Annotated in this window: 15 protein-coding genes; 2 read left to right on the forward strand and 13 right to left on the reverse strand. The window is 71.3% G+C overall.

Translation table 11 applies throughout. The features are described 5' to 3' along the window. Nucleotides 1–130 precede the first annotated feature (130 nt). Nucleotides 131–931, reverse strand: a complete 801-nt coding sequence (locus GA0115234_RS37405; protein ID WP_093550674.1) for a DeoR/GlpR family DNA-binding transcription regulator — start codon at nucleotides 929–931, stop codon at nucleotides 131–133. A gap of 183 nt (nucleotides 932–1,114) precedes the next feature. Here GA0115234_RS37405 and GA0115234_RS37410 point away from each other — a divergent pair, with 183 nt between their 5' ends. Together GA0115234_RS37410 and GA0115234_RS37415 are read left to right on the forward strand one after the other, a co-directional pair. Beyond that, nucleotides 1,115–1,999, forward strand: a complete 885-nt coding sequence (locus tag GA0115234_RS37410) for an SIS domain-containing protein (RefSeq protein WP_093550677.1) — start codon at nucleotides 1,115–1,117, stop codon at nucleotides 1,997–1,999. Between the two features lie 98 nt (nucleotides 2,000–2,097). Continuing rightward, nucleotides 2,098–2,949: an acyl-CoA thioester hydrolase/BAAT C-terminal domain-containing protein gene (locus GA0115234_RS37415; protein WP_256088910.1), complete on the forward strand. Its 852-nt coding sequence runs from the start codon at nucleotides 2,098–2,100 to the stop codon at nucleotides 2,947–2,949. 111 nt (nucleotides 2,950–3,060) lie between these two features. Here the strand turns inward: GA0115234_RS37415 and GA0115234_RS37420 are convergent, their stop codons facing one another. From GA0115234_RS37420 to GA0115234_RS37475, 12 genes are all read right to left on the reverse strand, one after another. Then, on the reverse strand, nucleotides 3,061–3,633 hold the full coding sequence (locus GA0115234_RS37420; protein WP_093550678.1) for a hypothetical protein: 573 nt from the start codon (nucleotides 3,631–3,633) through the stop codon (nucleotides 3,061–3,063). A gap of 82 nt (nucleotides 3,634–3,715) precedes the next feature. Then, nucleotides 3,716–4,858: a DmpA family aminopeptidase gene (locus tag GA0115234_RS37425; RefSeq protein ID WP_093550680.1), complete on the reverse strand. Its 1,143-nt coding sequence runs from the start codon at nucleotides 4,856–4,858 to the stop codon at nucleotides 3,716–3,718. Nucleotides 4,859–4,921: 63 nt separating this feature from the next. Further along, a complete protein-coding gene (locus tag GA0115234_RS37430) occupies nucleotides 4,922–5,620 on the reverse strand; it encodes a 4'-phosphopantetheinyl transferase family protein (RefSeq protein ID WP_093550682.1) in 699 nt (232 codons plus the stop codon). Between the two features lie 140 nt (nucleotides 5,621–5,760). Then, nucleotides 5,761–6,948: an MFS transporter gene (locus GA0115234_RS37435; RefSeq protein ID WP_093550683.1), complete on the reverse strand. Its 1,188-nt coding sequence runs from the start codon at nucleotides 6,946–6,948 to the stop codon at nucleotides 5,761–5,763. 6 nt (nucleotides 6,949–6,954) lie between these two features. After that, nucleotides 6,955–7,506, reverse strand: a complete 552-nt coding sequence (locus tag GA0115234_RS37440; RefSeq protein WP_093550739.1) for a GNAT family N-acetyltransferase — start codon at nucleotides 7,504–7,506, stop codon at nucleotides 6,955–6,957. Between the two features lie 17 nt (nucleotides 7,507–7,523). Next, entirely contained in the window at nucleotides 7,524–8,693 is a 1,170-nt protein-coding gene (locus GA0115234_RS37445; RefSeq protein WP_093550685.1) for a type III PLP-dependent enzyme, read from the reverse strand. 16 nt (nucleotides 8,694–8,709) lie between these two features. Continuing rightward, nucleotides 8,710–10,050, reverse strand: coding sequence for a DUF6271 family protein (locus GA0115234_RS37450; protein WP_093550687.1), 1,341 nt, complete (start codon nucleotides 10,048–10,050; stop codon nucleotides 8,710–8,712). Then, nucleotides 10,032–11,096: a phytanoyl-CoA dioxygenase family protein gene (locus GA0115234_RS37455; protein WP_093550689.1), complete on the reverse strand. Its 1,065-nt coding sequence runs from the start codon at nucleotides 11,094–11,096 to the stop codon at nucleotides 10,032–10,034. The genes GA0115234_RS37450 and GA0115234_RS37455 overlap by 19 nt, the downstream gene beginning before the upstream one ends. A gap of 367 nt (nucleotides 11,097–11,463) precedes the next feature. Then, nucleotides 11,464–12,396, reverse strand: a complete 933-nt coding sequence (locus GA0115234_RS37460; protein WP_093550691.1) for an ArsR/SmtB family transcription factor — start codon at nucleotides 12,394–12,396, stop codon at nucleotides 11,464–11,466. A gap of 413 nt (nucleotides 12,397–12,809) precedes the next feature. Then, nucleotides 12,810–13,670, reverse strand: coding sequence for a Gfo/Idh/MocA family protein (locus tag GA0115234_RS37465; protein WP_093550693.1), 861 nt, complete (start codon nucleotides 13,668–13,670; stop codon nucleotides 12,810–12,812). Between the two features lie 236 nt (nucleotides 13,671–13,906). Continuing rightward, the gene (locus tag GA0115234_RS37470; protein WP_093550741.1) at nucleotides 13,907–14,758 is read right to left on the reverse strand and encodes a heparin lyase I family protein; all 852 of its coding nucleotides are present in this window, start codon (nucleotides 14,756–14,758) and stop codon (nucleotides 13,907–13,909) included. A gap of 41 nt (nucleotides 14,759–14,799) precedes the next feature. Further along, a complete protein-coding gene (locus tag GA0115234_RS37475; RefSeq protein ID WP_093550695.1) occupies nucleotides 14,800–16,806 on the reverse strand; it encodes an outer membrane protein assembly factor BamB family protein in 2,007 nt (668 codons plus the stop codon). Between the last annotated feature and the right edge of the window lie 76 nt (nucleotides 16,807–16,882).

Genomic DNA, 16,882 nt, shown 5'->3' on the forward strand with positions numbered 1-16,882 from the left:
AGAGTGGAGTCCGCGCCGACCCGCCCGCGCGCGGCAGCGCCGCGACGCGACCGGCAGGGCAGGCGTCGGCTCGGACCGCGACGCGACCGGCAGGACGGGCGGACGGGCGGTCGGACGGGCGGGCGTCGGATCAGACCGCGACGACGGTGACGCCGGCCTCCGTGAAGCGGGCGGTCGCCTCGGGCGTGATCCCCTTGTCGGTGACCAGGAAGTCGATCTGGGCCAGGCCGCAGACCCGGGCGAAGGCCCGCTTGCCGATCTTCGAGGAGTCGGCGGCCACCACCACCCGCTGCGCCTGCTGGGCGAGCAGCCGGTTGATACTGGCCTCGCCCTCGTGGTGGACGTACGCGCCGCGCTCGGTGTCGATCGCGTTGACGCCCAGCACGGCGACATCGAGCGTGATCTCGCCCAGCACCCCACTGGCCAGCGGGCCGGTCAGCTCGTACGACTGCGGCCTGGCCACTCCGCCGGTCACCACGATCTTGATCTGCGGCCGGATCACCAGCTCGTTGGCGATGTTGAGGGCGTTGGTGACCACGGTCAGGGTCGGCTGGCCGCCCATGCCGGCCGCACTGTCGCCGACGACGTCGGAGCGCACCGCCAGCGAGCGGGCCACCTCGGTCAGTGTCGTGCCGCCGGTCAGTCCCACCACCTCGCCGACCGCCACCAGCTCGGAGACCGCGCGGCCGATGGCCTGCTTCTCCGGGGCATGGCGTCCGGTCTTGTACCGCAGGGCCAGTTCGTAGCTGACGCCGTGCGCCACCGCGCCGCCGCGGGTACGGGTGAGCAACTGCTGCTCGGCGAGCTGGTCCAGGTCGCGGCGGATGGTCGCGGCGGAGACATCCAGGGCCGTGGCGGCGTCCTCGACGTCCACCCGGCCGTTCTTACCGACGAGTTCCAGCAGCGCGTTCCACCGGGCATCCCTGGACAAGTCAACTCTCCTTACGGGCCGGGCTTCGGGCACCCATCCCCTTGGGTACGGTCACCGGACAGCGCAAGCGTCGCACAAGGCTCCACCCAGTCAAGCCACCTGCAAACAGAATGCTTGATAATGCTCGCAGGTCGCGTATAACGTGCGCAAACGAGCATCCCACTACGAGTACGGAGTGCAAAAGTGTCATTTGTCGAGATCGAGACAGCCAGTCAGCCGGAATGCTGGCGTCGCGCCGCCGAACTGGCCCGGACGCAGTCGGCCGCCCTGCCCGCCGCCGGCGAGCGCATCGCGGTCGTCGGCTGCGGCACCTCGTTCTACATGGCTCAGGCGTACGCCGCGCTCCGTGAGGGGTCCGGTCAGGGCGAGTCCGACGCCTTCGCCGCCTCGGAGTTCCCGGTCGGCCGCGGCTACGACCGGGTCGTCGCCCTCACCCGCTCGGGTACCACGACCGAGGTGCTGGAACTGCTCGACCGTCTGCGGGGCACCACCCGCACCGTGGCCATCACCGCCGACCCGAACACTCCGGTCATGACGGCCGCCGACGAGATCGTCGTCCTCGACTTCGCCGACGAGCAGTCCGTCGTGCAGACCCGGTTCGCCACCACGCTGCTCACCCTGCTCCGCGCCCACCTCGGTCTGCACACCGAGGACGTGGTACGCGACGCGGAGACCGCGCTGGCCGAGCCGCTGCCCGAGGGCCTGGTCGACTGCACCCAGTTCACCTTCCTCGGCCGCGGCTGGACGGCGGGGCTCGCCAACGAGGCGGCGCTCAAGATGAAGGAGGCCTCGCTGTCCTGGACCGAGTCGTACCCCGCGATGGAGTACCGCCACGGCCCCATCAGCATCGCCACCTCCGGCACCGCGACCTGGATGTTCGGCACCGCGCCCGAGGGGCTGGAGGAGCAGGTGCTGGCGACCGGCGCCCGCTGGGTGCAGAGCGGACTGGACCCGCTGGCCGAGCTGGTGCGCGTGCAGCGGCTGGCGATCGCCCGCGCCGCCGCCCGCGGCCTGGACCCGGACAGCCCGCGCCACCTGAGCCGCTCCGTCGTGCTGACGGACGCCTGACCGGTCCGGTGCACATCGTCGAGCGCGTCTTCGGCTCCCCCGGCGCGGGCGCTCGCGAGGCTGCTCGTGGAACCCCTCGTACCACCCTTCACCCGGGTGTGCGCGAGGGGTTTCTCGCACGGCCGGCCGACGGCGCGGAGGTCGGGGTGCTGGTGCTCTCCGGGTCCAGCGGGCGCATCGAGGACGAGCGGTGCCGGCTTCTGGCCCGGGAGGGCATGGCCGCCCTGTCGATCCGCTGGTTCGGCGGCCCCGGACAGCCGCCGGGCGTGTGCGAGGTCCCGCTGGAGACGTTCGGGGCCGCGATCGAGGTGCTCCGCGCGGGCGGCGCACGGCGGATCGGTGTCCTCGGTACGTCCAAGGGCGCGGAGGCCGCCCTGCACCTGTCGGTGCTCCTGCCCGGTGTCGACGCCGTGGTGGCGCTCTCGCCCACCTCGCTCACCTGGGCCAACGTCGGACCCGGCCGGGACGGGCTGACCCGGCCGTACAGGTCGTCCTGGACCTGGCGCGGCGAGCCGCTGCCGTTCGTGCCCCTCGACGACTCCTGGACCCCGGCGCCCGGCCGGCCCGAGGGCGCTCCCGTCGCCGTCCTCGGCTGGTACGAGCGGAGCCGCCGGACCTTCGCCGACCGGGTCGACGCGGCGAGGATCCCGGTGGAGAGGTCCGGCGCCGCACTCGTCCTGGTCGCGGGCGGCGACGACGCGATGTGGCCCTCGCTGCGCTCCGCCGAGGAGCTGGCGGCCCGCCGCACGGCCGCCGGGCTGCCCGTACGGCTCATCGGCGGCCCCGACGCGGGTCACCGTCCCCGGCTGCCGGGCGAGGGCCCTGCGCCCGTCTCGACGCGGTTCCTGTACGGCGGTTCCGCCGCGGCGGACGCGGCCCTCGGGGCAGCCGCCTGGCCGCACATCCTCGACGCGCTGCGCGGCACGCCCGCCACTGCCCCGGGGCCGTGAGGCGGGGGCGGCGGTCGTCGGGCGGGGCGGCGGTCGTTCCGACGACCACCGGCCCCGCCCTCCCGCACGGCACCGCCGTGGTCAGGACTTCTCGAAGCAGACGTCCAGAGGTCAGGACTCCTCGAAGTAGACGTCCAGAACCGCGTCGAGTTCCGCCTCCCACTGCTTGAGGCTGCTCCTGGCCGGTGCCTCGACCTCGGCGTTGAACCACCGGCGGGTCGACATATGGACCGTGACGGTGAACCGGCGGCCGAACCGGGGGGTCTTCACCTCGACCGCGCCGATCTCGTCCCACCGGAACTCGGCCTCCTGGTCGTCCAGCCGGAACCGGACGCCCTCCCGGTCGGCGGTGATCGAACCGCGACGGTCGCTCACCTCGAACGAGGGCCCGTCCGCCGCCGCGTCGGACGCGGCCTCGGCATCGCCGTCCTTGTCGTCCTGGCTGTCCTTGTCGTCCTCGCCGGACGCGACGGATTCAGGTACTCGGTCCTCCGGACCCTCCGGCTCGTCCCGCTCCGTCTGTTCCGGTTCCGTCTGTTCCGGTTCTGGCTTCTCCAGCTCTGCCTGCTCCAGGCTCGTGTCCGGTTTCCCGGCCGCGACGGGGGCCGTGAGACCGGGAATGAACGCCGGGTCTGTCCCTGCGGCGTATCCGGGCTGAGTGTTCGGATCTATGCGCTGCTCCACGGCGGGCAGTATGGCCGACGAACCTGTAGCGGGCCAACGAGCCCGCCTCGAAGCGGCCGCGGACGGTGCCGGGACCGCCGGGCTACGACAGCGCTCCCCGCGCCGCCAGGAGTTCGGTCACCCGGTCCAGCGGGAGCGCCGGAACGTGGTGTCCGGCCCGGCCGGTCATCGCGTGCGCGCCGGTCAGCACGTTGAGCACCGCCTCCTCCACCGACTCGACCACCGCGCCGTAGAAGGGGTCCATCCGGCCCCAGGGCACGAAGCGCATCGACTCGTACGGCGCGCTGCCGTCGTCCTCGGGGAACGTACTGGTCAGCGCGGACGGATTGGCCGTGGAGAAGGCCAGGAACAGGTCTCCGGAGAAGTGGCTGCCGGTGGTGCCCGTACGGGCCAGACCGAGCGTCACCCGGCGGGCCAGCGCCTTGCACTGACCCGGCAGCAGCGGGGCGTCGGTCGCCACCACCACGATCACCGAACCCGCGCCCGGCGGTACCGGGCGCTCCCCCTCGGGCACCGCCTCCGGGACCGGCGCCCCGGCCGGGTCGGTCAGCTCGCGCCCCACCGGCACCCCGGCCACCACCAGTTCGCGCCGTGCGCCGAAGTTGGCCTGGACGAAGGCACCGACCGTGTACCGGTCCTCGCCGTACTCCACCACCCGCGACGCGGTGCCCGAGCCGCCCTTGAAGCCGTAGCAGCGCATGCCCGTGCCGCCGCCGACGCACCCCTCCTCGACCGGGCCGGACGCCGCCGCCCCGATCGCGGCCGCCGCGTGCCGGGACTCCACGGCCGTACCGTGGATGTCGTTGAGGTGGCCGTCCCAGGTCTCCGTGACGACCGGCAGCAGCCACTCCGGCGCCATGCCACGGCAGTTGGCGCGCACCCACTCGACCACGCCCCGGTGCACCGGGCCGACCGCGTACGTGTTGGTGATGACCACAGGGACGGCGAGCGAGCCGCTCTCCTCGATCCACGCGGTTCCGGTCATCTCCCCGTTGCCGTTGAACGAGTGCCAGCCGGCCGCGCAGGGCGTGCCCACCCCGTCCTGGCCGCGCGGCAGCAGCGCCGTCACTCCGGTGCGTACGTCGTCGCCCTCGACGAGGGTGACGTAGCCGACCTCGACACCGGGGACGTCCGTGATCGCGTTCCACGGACCCGGATCGCCGTCCAGGGAGATGCCCAACTCGCGTGCGCGCCTGCGCTCTTCGCCCGGGAGATCTTCGCTCATGCGGACAGAGGCTACGGGAACACCCGCCCCTCGGACGAGACCCCTGCCGCCGCTCCCCCGGCCCTACGAACCCGTTCCCCGCGCGGTGCCGGGGACGTTCTCGACGACGATCGCGGTCAGCAGCAGCCCCCCTTCGGACAGCCAGCGGCCGTGGAAGGCCTCGGGGACCTCCGGGACCCGCGCCCCGGCCACCGGTCGTCGGTCGGAGGCCAGCAGTTCGGCGGTGAAGCGGCCGTCCAGCCGGAGTTCGATGTCGGCCTCCTCGAAACCGAGCCAGCGGTGGGTGAGCGGGAACCACGTCTTGTAGACGGCCTCCTTGGCGCTGAACAGCAGCCGGTCCCAGTGGATCTCCGGGTGTTCCAGGCGGAGTTCGCGCTCGCGCCGCTGCTCCGAGGCAAGCGCGATGCTGTTGTGGACGTCGCCGGGCAGCGGCGCGTCCTGTTCGGCGTCGATGCCGATGCTGAGCACCTCCGCCCGTTGGGCCACGGCTGCGGCACGGTAGCCGGTGCAGTGGGTCAGGCTGCCGACCGTACGCTCGGGCCAGAGCGGGACGCCCCGCTCGCCCTTGAGGATGGGTACGGGGGCGATGCCCAGCGAGTCGAGCGCGCGGTGGGCGCAGTGCCGCGTCGTGGTGAACTCCTTGCGCCGCTTCTCCACGAAACCGCGGGTCAGCTGCTCCTCACCGGGCAGGAGCACGGCGTCGGGCAGGTCGGAGAACGCCTCTGCCACCGCTACCCGGGACGGCAGGATTTTCTCGATCATGTTTTCCCCTCACCGGCTGGACTGCCCCATCCTGCCTGGTAACGCGGGCTCACCCAACCGGTCGGCGGCGCGGGTGCCGACTTCACCGTGTTGCGTCGGCCACAGCGCCGCCGTCCGCGGCCTTCTCAGCGTCCTCGGGATCAGGACTCGGCCGGCCTCGGCCAGCGGATCCGGGTGGCGCACAGCGACACCAGGATCGCCGAGGCGGCGACGGCGGCCATACCCCAGACCAGGCTGCTGGCACCGGCGATGAAGCCGATCACCGCGGGTCCGGCCAGCAGGCCCGTCGTGCCCATGGCGGCGACCAGGGCCAGGGCGTCGGTGCCCTGTGCCGCAGCCGCCACGTAGATGCACGGCGTCACGGCCGCGACGCCCAGTCCGACGCAGGCGAACCCGATCAGCGTCGGCACGACACCGCCGGCCAGCAGGGCGAGCGCCAGTCCCGCACCGGCCACCACGCTGCCGACGCGGACGATGCGGCCGTCGCCCCAGCGGCTGCGCCAGCCGTCGGCGAAGACGCGGGCCAGCACCATCATGACCGAGACCACCGCGATGCCCAGGGGGGCCAGCTCCGACGCCGCGTCGACGACGTCCTTCATGTAGAGCGCGGACCAGTCGTTCATGGCGCCTTCGGTCACCGTGCCGAACACCATCGCGCAGCCCATCCACACCGTCACACGCGACGGCATGCTCAGCTTGCGGCGGCCCTTCTCCGGAGCCGGGGGCCGCTCCTCGGCCGGTGCTTCGGCCGGGACCTGCTCCGCCTCCGTCAGCAGGCCCGACCGGGTCAGTCCGACCAGCAGGAGCAGGAGGACGGCGGCCACGCCGAAGTGTGCCGCGAGGTCCGTGGTCACCAGGTTCACCCCGGACGCGAGCAGCGCGGCGAACAGCGAGCCGGCGCTGAACGTGGCGTGGAGCTTGGCCATGGCGGTGCGCTGATGGACGGCTTCGAGGGCGGCGCCCTGGGCGTTCATCGCGACGTTCAGGCTGCCGACGGCGATTCCGTCGCAGAAGACGACGACCAGGGCGACCGGGTAGTCGGGCGCCGCCGACAGCGCGAGCAGGAGCAGGCTCAGACACACCGCCGACACGATCGCGAGCCGTCGTGAGCCCAGGCGCTTCATCAGGACGGCCACGAGGGGGAACGACGCGGCCGCGCCCACGCCGCAGGCCATCAACAACAGGCCCAGCTCCGCCTCCGACAGGTCCAGCCGCGTCTTGAGGGCGGGGAGCCGTGATGCCCAGGTCGCGTACTGGAACCCCAGGAAACAGAACAGTGCCGCGATCGCGAGCTGCGCCCGGCGGAATGGATCTCGAACGCCATACACAGGTAATCAGCCCACTTCGTCTTCCAGAGGTGCCCGGCGCGATGGCGCATGGGCGGGGTTCGTTCCGCCGGGGCGGACGTCCGGCACCGCGCGGGACATGTACACGGCGTCCGCGCCGTAACTCGCGGGGGGTGTGACCTCCCGGTGGGCCCGGTATCCGTTCGCCGCCCAGAAGGTGTCGCTGCCCAGGACGGCGATCAGGGAGATCGCCTCGTACCCCTTCGATCCCGCCGTCGCCGTGAAGTGGCGCAGCAGGGCCCTGGCCAGTCCCCTGCCACGGAATTCCTCGGCGATGACGAGATCGTGGAGATGGAGATTGCGCGAGTGGAAGACGAGGTCCTCCGCCCGGTCGAGATCCGGGAACTCGAACATCGGGTAGGGCAGGGCCAGCAGGTATCCCGCTGTGCGGTTCCCGTGGTCCAGGACGAAACAGGTGGCGGGCGAGGCACCGGCCCGGGACTGGAGCGCCGCCCGTCCCTCCGACAGTCCGTCGTCGGTGTACGCCCCGGCCTCCAGCGCCACGACGGCGTCCCAGTCGCCGTCACAGATGTGTCGTATACGCACGTCGTGATCCCTCAGTCGCCGTCCACGCAGGTGTACGGGAGCGGGTCGAAACCGTTGAACCCCTGCGTCATGTAGCCGGTGGCGTAGGCCCCGCTGGAGAGGATCCAGACCGGGTCTCCCGACGCGGCGGATCCGGGTACGGAGACACGGCTGTGTTCGTGGTCGTATGCGTCGTCGCTGTCGCACGTGGGGCCGGCGACGACCGCCGGGACGTTCTCCGTACCGGGGTGGGAGGGGAACAGCAGCCGGTACTGCAACTGGTCCATCTCGTACAGTCCGTTGAATTTCCCGCAGCTCAGATAGAGCCAGTGTTCGCGCCGGCCGTCCAGCTGCTTCCGGGCGGACAGCCGTGACACATGGGCCCTGATCGCGCCGTGGTCGGCGACCAGATGGCGTCCCGGCTCCATGACGAAGTCCAGCGGGGATTCCGAGACCGCCACGAGATGTTCGAAGCCTTCCCGGATGACGGCGAAGATCTTGTCCACCGGAGGGTCGAGCGGTGTTCCCCGGCTGTCGAGATACCCGAGGGCGGGCAGCCCGCCGCCGAGGTTGATGTGGTCCGGGAAGATGTCCCGGCCGTTCAGGACCGTGAGCACATCGGCCAGCCGCTCGAAGGCGTCCTGCCAGGCCTCCGAGGTCATCTGCTGCGAACCGACGTGTACGGACAGACCGGCCGGTGTCAGGCCGGCCGTCCGCGCGGCCTCCATGACGAGCACCGCGTCGGTTCCGGAGCAGCCGAATTTCCGGCTGAGCCCCCACAGTGCCCCGTCCCCGCTGGTGGCGAGTCTGCAGAACACCCGGGAGCCGGGGGCGTGCGCCGCTATCGCCGCCACGTCCTCCAGGCTGTCGGTCGCGAAGTCCCGGACGCCGAGGCGGTGGGCGTCTGCGATGTTCCCGTCGGACTTGATGGTGTTGCCGTAGTGGATCCGGTCGGCCGGCACGCCGGTCCTGAGGGCCTGCGCGATCTCGTTGGGACTTGCCGCGTCGAACCCCGATCCCTTGGCCGCCAGCGCCCCGAGGACCTCGTCCACGGGGCAGGCCTTCATGGCGAAGCGGACGGCGATGCCCGGTAGTTCCCGCAGCAGTGAGTCGTACTGCGCTTCGATGCCCGCGAGATCGAAGACGATCCGGTCCTCGTCGGCGGCTTCCAGCGCGGCGCGCACATGAGCGTTCAGATGCATGATGATCCACGCCCGCCTAGCGACTCGGCCGGTGGACGCCGGTGGACGTACCGGGCCCGTTCATTCCGATGGACCTGCTCGCCCGCATCAGGGGCTGCCATGCCTCGGTCAGCAGCGCGAAGTCCAAGATGTCCGCCTGGGCCTCTTCGAGCAGCCGTCCGCCCCGCTCGACCAGGACATCGGCGAACTCGGCGTATCTGCCGCCCAGTCGGCGGTAGGAGCGGTTCAGGACGTCCAGCCGCTGTACGTTCTCCTCGCGATCCGCCCCGGCGCTCTCCCTCGCCAGTTCGGCCACCGCTTCCGGACGGACGTGGAACTCGTCGTCGATCAGCGAGGCACCGGCCGCCGCCATCCGGTCGTAGATGAAGTTGAAGTAGAGCATCGACAGGAAGAACTTCGTCAGCCGCAGCTGATAGGCCATGAAACCGGCGTCGGTGCGGCGTTCGGCCGTGTAGTAGTTCACGATGTTGCGGTTGTGCAGCACGCCGGGCAGGGTGCCGTCGTGCACCAGGTGCATGAGGAAGTAGTCGCTGCCGATGGTGTCGGTCGCGGGCGGCAGCGGCACCCGCTCGTACACCTCGTTCAGGAAGCTGATGTTGCACATGTCCACGCGCATGGGGTCGACATGGGTCAGGGTCGAGTGATCACCGGTGAACGGGGCGGTGCCCGCCCCCCTGAACGACTCGTGGACCAGCTCTCGCTTCTGCTCGTCCGACCAGTGGCGTGGGGCCCACAGGCTGACGACGTCGTGGTAGATGTCACGGTCCAGTCCGGCCATCTCGCCGATGTCCACCGAGAGTTCGCCGACGAAGGAACTGCCCACCATCACCACGGGTTTGGGCGCGTGAACCGGGTCGAGCACGGTCTCGGACACACCGCTCGCCGCGTCGGCCGCGGTCCTCCCGAGCGAGGCGAGCTCATGGTGGACGGGAAAGACGGTCTCGCCGTTCAGCGTCTGGTACGTGCTGTCCGAGTCCCTGCGGTGCACCGAATCGCACCCGAGCGCGGCGGCGATCAGGAACGCGCGGTTGGTGCAGGCCCCGTACGACACACCGGCCGGCAGCACCAGGTCGAGCATCAGATCCGGCTTGAGGACACCGGAACGCCGGATCACCCGCCGCAGGAAGTCCCGCTGCTCGGCCTCGCCGAGGTGGTGCACGATCACGTTCCTGGCCCGGCGGGCCCCGCGGACGACCTCGGCGTGCTCGGTGAAGGTCTGCTCCCCGGAGGAGTCCAGGATCAGCAGACGCACCTCGACGCCGAAGCGGTCGGCCGCGTAGTCCGCCTCCTCGCCCACGGCCGCGATCGTGGCGGCGCAGGCCCGGTTCGTCGGAAGGGTCAGGCAGATTCTGCGCATACCGGCTCTCCCGTCGGCCGTTCGGATTCCTGCTCGGTCCAGGACTTCAGCCCCAGCAGCCTCTCGCCGAGGCCGTTCAGCTCGGCGGTGCCGTATCTGAGGGACTCGTGCTTCGTGGCGTCGCCGACCAGCGTCCCGTTCCAGTCCGGCGTGCTGAGCCGGCGCCACGATTCGACCCGGGAGCGCCGCAGCTCCTCGTGCGACTCCAGCGCGGGCATCATGGACAGGTACTGCACCGCGCGCACCCCGTCCTGTGAGGTGTTGCGGGCCACGCCGTGCGCGAGCAGGCCGTTCCAGATCAGCAGGTCCCCGGCGCCGAGTTCGGGCCGGACCACGGGGAACTCCGTCCGGTCGGCGTCCGGCCTGATCGGGTCCCGGTCCTCCGGCTGGGCGACCTTCCACTCCTCGAACCGGCGGAACAGCTCGGGCGAGCACTGGAAGCCGCCCAGCTCGGGCCGGGTGTCGTTGAGCGCGATGATCCCCTGGACGCGCTGCGGCAGTACACCGAGCGTGGTGTCGACATCCCAGTGGAGCTCGATGTCGAAGCCCTGGTCCGTGGGTGCGATCAGCGCGCGGTCCCGGTTCCTGACGTTGGGCGGATTGAGATTGAGCCGGTCCAGGGTCACCCAGAGCTCTTCGCAGTCCCACACGTCGACGAAGGCGTCATAGACGCGCTGCGCCTGCCGGCTGTCCCAGATGAGCTGGTGGTGGTACGCCTCGACGAAGCCGTAGACATGCAGCTCACGATCCAGATCGGTGCGGAACGGCCGGTCCTCGTACCAGCTTTCGGGCCGTGCCGGATCGAGCCCCTGGAAGTCCCAGGTGAAATCCAGCAGGCGCTTGGCCGCGGCGGCGGGGATCGCCTCCCTGACGATGACGTACCCGTACGTCTGCCAGAAGTCGAAGTCATCCTGGGACAACACCCGCAGCTCCCGCGACTTGCGGATGTCCCTCAGCGGCGTCCGCGCCAGATATGCCTCGCCGTCCGAGCTGAAGTACGGGAGGTCCGAGGGGGCTCGGTGCAGATACGGATCGGGCGTCGGCATGCAATCACTCCAGGCTCAAGGTCAGGGGGCGCCGGGAACGGCCTCCGAGCGACCGTCTTCGTCGACGGTGTCGGCGCGGTGTGTGCCTCGGGGCCGGGCAAGGGCCGTGGCTCGGCGGTCCGGTCGATGGGCCGGTTTCGCCGCCGGCCTCACCGCTCCGGCGTTCAGTCCGCCTCCGGTCGAGCCGTTCCGCACCTCGACTCTTGTCGACCCGGGGACGGCGGACAAGCCTTTCGGTGTACACCGAATCGCCCCGTCCGCATGGCGCGCCGACGGCCCGGTCCCAGGTGAACCCGCTGGTGAGGGGCCCGGTCGCGCACCGGCCCGGAAGGTCATTCGCGCATCGGGCACCGCACCGGCCCGTGGATCATCTGTTCATCAGGCACTGCGTCAGCGTCACACCCGAGCGGTTCAGCTCGTACAGGACGCGGGTGCCGGCCCGGTGGCGCTGCACCACGCCCGCGGAGACGAGTGCGGAGAGGTGCTGGGAGACGGTGCTGGCGGCCAGCCCCAGCTGGTCGGCGAGCGCGGACGTGGTGATCGGTACGGCCAGCTCACGGACGACGGAGGCGCGCCCCCGGCCCAGCAGGATCGCCAACCGGTCCTCGCGCGGGGGCCGTCCGGGGCCGTCCGGCTCCGGTGCGGTGCGCAGGAGTCCGGCTCCCCGTGCCGCGAAGGAGACCACGGTCCGCCCGTCCGCGACCGACCACCAGTGGGTGCCGTCCGCGAACAGCATCGGGACGGCAGTCACGCGGTCCACACCGTCCGTCCGCTCGGCCGGGATGCCCAGGTCGCGGAGGAGTGCCGCTCCCCCGCCCATCGCCAGGGTGCGCGAGCGGAAGAGGATCTCCTCCTCCAGGGAGCGCGCCAGCCCGACCCCGCGCGGTTCGATCGCGGTGCGCCAGAAATTGGACACCTCGACGGCCAGGTAGCGGAGTTGCGCCTCCGGGTCGCGGATCAGGGCGGCGATCAGCGGATCCGTGAACGCCTGCGGGTACTCACGGGCGAGCTCGTCGCGCACGAGCCCGGCCGATACGCGCACCAGGCCGTCGAGTTCATCGGCGACACCCGCCTTCCGGGAGGTGGCACCTCCCGTCAGGAACGAGGGGATGCGCCCGCGTGGCCGAGCCAGGGCGACCACCGACCGCAGACGCGGCGTCAGCGCCTCGTGCGCCTCACGGCCCCAGGAGGCATGGGGCCAGGGGACGTCGGGGCCGTACCGGACGAGCAGCGCGGCGGCGCCGAACGCCTGCCACAGCTCGCACAACGCCAGGCGCACGTCCGAGAGTTGCTGATCCATCAGCCCACCCGGCCGGCATCGGAGCACACCGGCACGGCCTCCGACGTCAACTCCCGTGATCTGAACCGGCGTTCAGGGGACGACGGACGCAGCACACCCACAGCGGAAGCACGCGACGGCTTGAACATGAACCCCGCCCATTCATTGTGGTCCAGACCAATGATGAACGAGCTTTCGGCAACCGTCCTGCGACTGTCAAGGATCTTGTGCCCCAGGTCACACCACCATCACGCACGGCGACGAATCACGCGCGTACGGTGGACATCCTTGAGCGGATCATGTCATTCCGCGATCGGTCGGACCGACCGGCCGGACCCACGAGAACTGCCCCTACCAGGCCAATCGCTTCTCGTGATATGCCTGTTGGCCCGGTTTCCTTCGCCCGTCCGTAACCCGGGCGTGGTGTGCCCGGCTCACCGGTCGCCGGCCGGCCCTCCGCCCAGAGCCGCGGCGACGGACTCCAGTACCTCGATGGGGCGCAGCAGGTCCCCGTAGCCGATCGGCGGCCTGCCCGTGCGAGCCATCTCCAGGAACGCTTCGAGGCCGGGCACACAGTAGTCCGCACCCGGGACGAGGGTCTGCTGGGCCATGCTCTCCCGGGTGAACGCCATCGCGTGGAAGGGGATCTGCTCCGTGCGGCCCGGCCGGACGAAGTTCACGACGACGCGGGTGTCGCCCGCGGTGAACGACGCGACGACGGTGGCGCCGGTGGCGTCCGTCCGGACGCCGGCGATCTCACCGGAGGCGAGCCGGAGGGCGATGTCCACCGCGTGGATGCCGTAGAAGAAGATCCCACCGTGGTCCCCGGCCGGATCGGCGGGCCCGGTCACCACGACCAGGCGCGGATTCCCCTCCTGCGCCGACCGGGCCACCAGTGCGTCGGTGCCGGGAAGCCAGCGCAGCGCCGAGGACGAGGTGAGCGGCGCGTCGTGGGCGCGGGCGGCGTCGATCAGGGCTCGGGCGTCCGCGACGGTGTGGGCGAGGGGCTTGTCGACGAAGACCGGGAGCCCCTCGGCCAGGAAGGGCATCGCCTGGTCCCGGTGGCGCGCACCGTCGCGGTCCGCGACGACGACGGCGTCGACCAGCCCCAGCAGCCCGGTGGGCTCGTCGACGATCTCCGCGATCCCGCCCGTGGCCGCCAGCGTGTCGTTGCGCCGGCCGTGCCCCCCGCTGAGGGCCACCACACGCGCGTCGCCGCCGCCCCCGTCGACGTTGAGGTGGCGGACGATCTGGTCGACGTGGCTGTTGTCGGTACCGACGATGCCGATGCGCATCCGGAGAGCTTCCCTTCGAGGTGACGGACCCGTGGAACACACCCTCCCGGGCGCGAGGGGCGCCCCTGACCAGCGCAGGACCGAGTTTCCCACAGGGCGGCGGGGGCGCCGCTTCCGACCGGGCCGTCCGCCGACGCCCCGTCGGGAGACAAGCCCCGTGGGGCCGTGAACGCCCCTGCGGGACTGGCGACTTGCCGACGACGGCAGCGCCTTCCCGGCCCCCGCCCCCTACGGGTTCACCCGCCCGCGAGATCCTGAATGCTGATGTTGTCGTGCTGCACGATCCGCGTCGGGACGTCTCCGTTCCCGATGCGCTGGGAGGGCCGGTAGAGGCCCCACTTGATGTAGCCGAAATTCGTGGGGTTCACGGGGTGGAAGGTCTGCACGTTCTCGTATGTCTTCCGCAGGGTGAAGCCCGGTTCGCCGGGCATGCGGGTGGAGATCCGGTAGTAGCCGGTCTTGTCGTCCGTCCAGCGGACGTCCACCCGGAACGTCATCCACCGGTCGATGTACGGCCGGAAGTCGTCGACCACTTCGGCCTGCAGGTCGAGCGCGGGTGACCGGAAGGCGATGCTGTTGCGCTTGGTCATCAGGTAGAAGGACGGCCGGTTCCCGCCGGCGTGCTTTCCCTGGAAGATGATGTCGCCGCTCTCCGTGTCCCCGGGTTCGTAGGTCTTCCAGTCCTTCAGGAGGACGCTGAATTCGTACCGGCGTGCGTCGCCCACATGGAAGATCCCCCCGGGGATGTCGTTGGTGGCGCTCTCGCTGCGCGGGGCTCCGTCCGACTCGTAGCCGGAGTCCCCGAGCGTCACCTTGTGCGTGATGGCGTAGTCGTCGCCGGACCTGACGACGGACGAGGCGTCGTGCGCGGTGGCGTGCGTCGTCGTCAGGCCGGGGATTCCCGAGTCGAGGCTGCCGTCCTTGTAGTCGATGTCGAGCAGTGCGGGGCGCGCGCTGCTCCGGGGCTGCTGCGCCGTGGACCGGTCCGGCCGGTCCTGACCCGCGTCGGCGGCGTTCAGGCCGACCACGCCGAGCGCCCCCGCCAGTGCCAGGGCGGCCGAGGCCCGCGCCACTGTCTTCCTGTGCATTCCGTGTCCCTTCCCGGTCTCGTCCGCCACCGGCCGTACGGTCAACGGCCCGGCCTGTCGGTGATCCGGATCAGATTGCGGCCGCGCATGGTGTAGAGATGGCCGGCCTCGTCGTTGGTGAGGTGGGAGCCGCTGTACCAGCTGCCGTCGACGGCGGGGACGACGGTGCTGACGGCGAAGGTGCGGGGGTCGAAGCGGAACACGGTCGTGTCGGAGACCCCGTACACCACACCGCGGTTGGTCACCAGGGCGGCGAAGCCGTTGCAGACCTCCCTGATGTCCGCCCGGTGCACAAGGGTGCGTCGGCGGAGGTCGATGACGAAGAGGCCGCCCTTGCGTGACAGGCCGTAGAGGTGTCGGCCCCTGACCGCCAGGGCCGCGGTGCCCGCCGTCTGCCGCGGGTCGATCCGCCAGAGTTCCTTGCCGCGGACGGGGTCGAACGCCACCACGGTGCTGCGCGGCCCGGTGGCGAGGGTGTTGTCACCGCCGAGGTAGGCCACGCCGTCCTGGCTCGCGACACCGCGCACGCACTGCATCGCGTCGACCGGATCGACGAAACACCGGGACCGCCCCGTCCTCGGGTGGTACGTCCACAGCGAACCGCCGCCCTCTGTGTCGGACTGCACACCGACGAGCACGAGGCCGTTCTTCCGGTCCAGGGCGACGTCCAGGGGCCGGTTCTGCTCGTGAGGGAAGTCGGCCACCTGGTGCATCCGCCGGTCGTGACGGGGGTCGTGGCGCCAGATGCCCTCCGAGTTGTACTGGCCGGTGTACAGGGCTCCGCCGTGGACGACCATGTCCTTGGCCTCGCCGGGCGCGCGCAGGTTGACGACCTCACCGGAGCGCAGTGAGTGACGGGCGAGGGTGCCCGTCCCGCCGACGTACACATGGCCGTCGCCCGCGGCGAGGCCCATGGCGGTCTGCGGCGTCCGGGGGGCGCCCGCTTCCGCGAGGTCGATGACCGCCGAGGTACGGGCCGCCGGGTCGATCTCCGCGACGAACCCGAAGGCCGAGGTGACGACGATCTTTCCGTCCCGGCCGTCCACGCCCCAGATCTCGCCCAGGTCCGGTCCGTCGAACTCGACCGGAGCGATGGTGTCGGTCCGCCTGTCGTAGGCGTGGATGCCGTCCTCACCGGCGAAGTACACCGTGTCGTCGATCTCCGTGAACAACTTGGCGACCGTGCCGGTCGATGTCGCCACGGTGTACGAGGAGAGGTCGGCCAGGTCCATGAGGGCGACCTTCGACGGCTCCGTCGACCCGGCGGAACCGACGACGAGCGTGCCGCCCATGACCGCCAGGTCCCGGACGCTCGGATCCCTCTCCATCTCCCGGGGCACGACCGAGGTGAAGGTCCCGGCGGACCGGTCGTAGGCGTAGAGGGTGGCCCGGCCGGTGTCGCCGCCACCGTTGAAGGTGGTTCCCGCACCGAGGAACACGGTCGTGCCGGTCGCCGCGACGGCCCGCACGAGAGTGCCCTCGGGGCCCGGGGTGCCCGCGTCGCGGACCTGGCGGGTCGTGGGGTCCCACTCCCACAGGGCGGGAGCCGTGTCGGCGCCGCCGCCCACGGCGTACAGAACGCCGTCGGGCGCCACGGCGAGGGCCCGGACGTCACGGTCGCCGATGCGGCCGATCGGCTCGGCGGGGGTGCCCGGCGTGGTCAGGTCCCAGCGGAAGAGGTTGGGCCTGCCCACGTCCGCCTTCTGCAGGACACCTGCGTACAGGTACCGGCCGGCCGGGTCGGCCGCCAGGGCCTGGACGGAGTGGCCGTTGGTGAGATCGGTCCCGGCCACCACGGAGCGGGTCGGCAGGTGGAGGGCGATGACGCGCACGGGGTCGATGTTCCGTGAGCCGATGTACACGGTGTCACCGATCAGCACCGCGCTCATGAGCGAGAACTGGACCACCGCGGGGCCGAGATCGGTGATCCGGGCCGTGGTCCGGCCGTCGGCCGCGGCCGGCTGTCCCGTGAGGCCGAGCGCTGCGACCAGACCGGCCGCGCCTCCTGCCTGGAGCATGTGCCGTCGGCTGATGTGGGGGTGGGACATGACTTCCTCCGGTGTTCTGCGGAGTGCGTGGCGGGGATGCCGCCCGTCCCGGTGGGCGGACGGCGGCTGGTGCACC

The sequence above is a fragment of the Streptomyces sp. DvalAA-43 genome, assembly GCF_900091725.1.
GTDB classification, from domain to species: Bacteria; Actinomycetota; Actinomycetes; order Streptomycetales; family Streptomycetaceae; genus Streptomyces; species Streptomyces pulveraceus.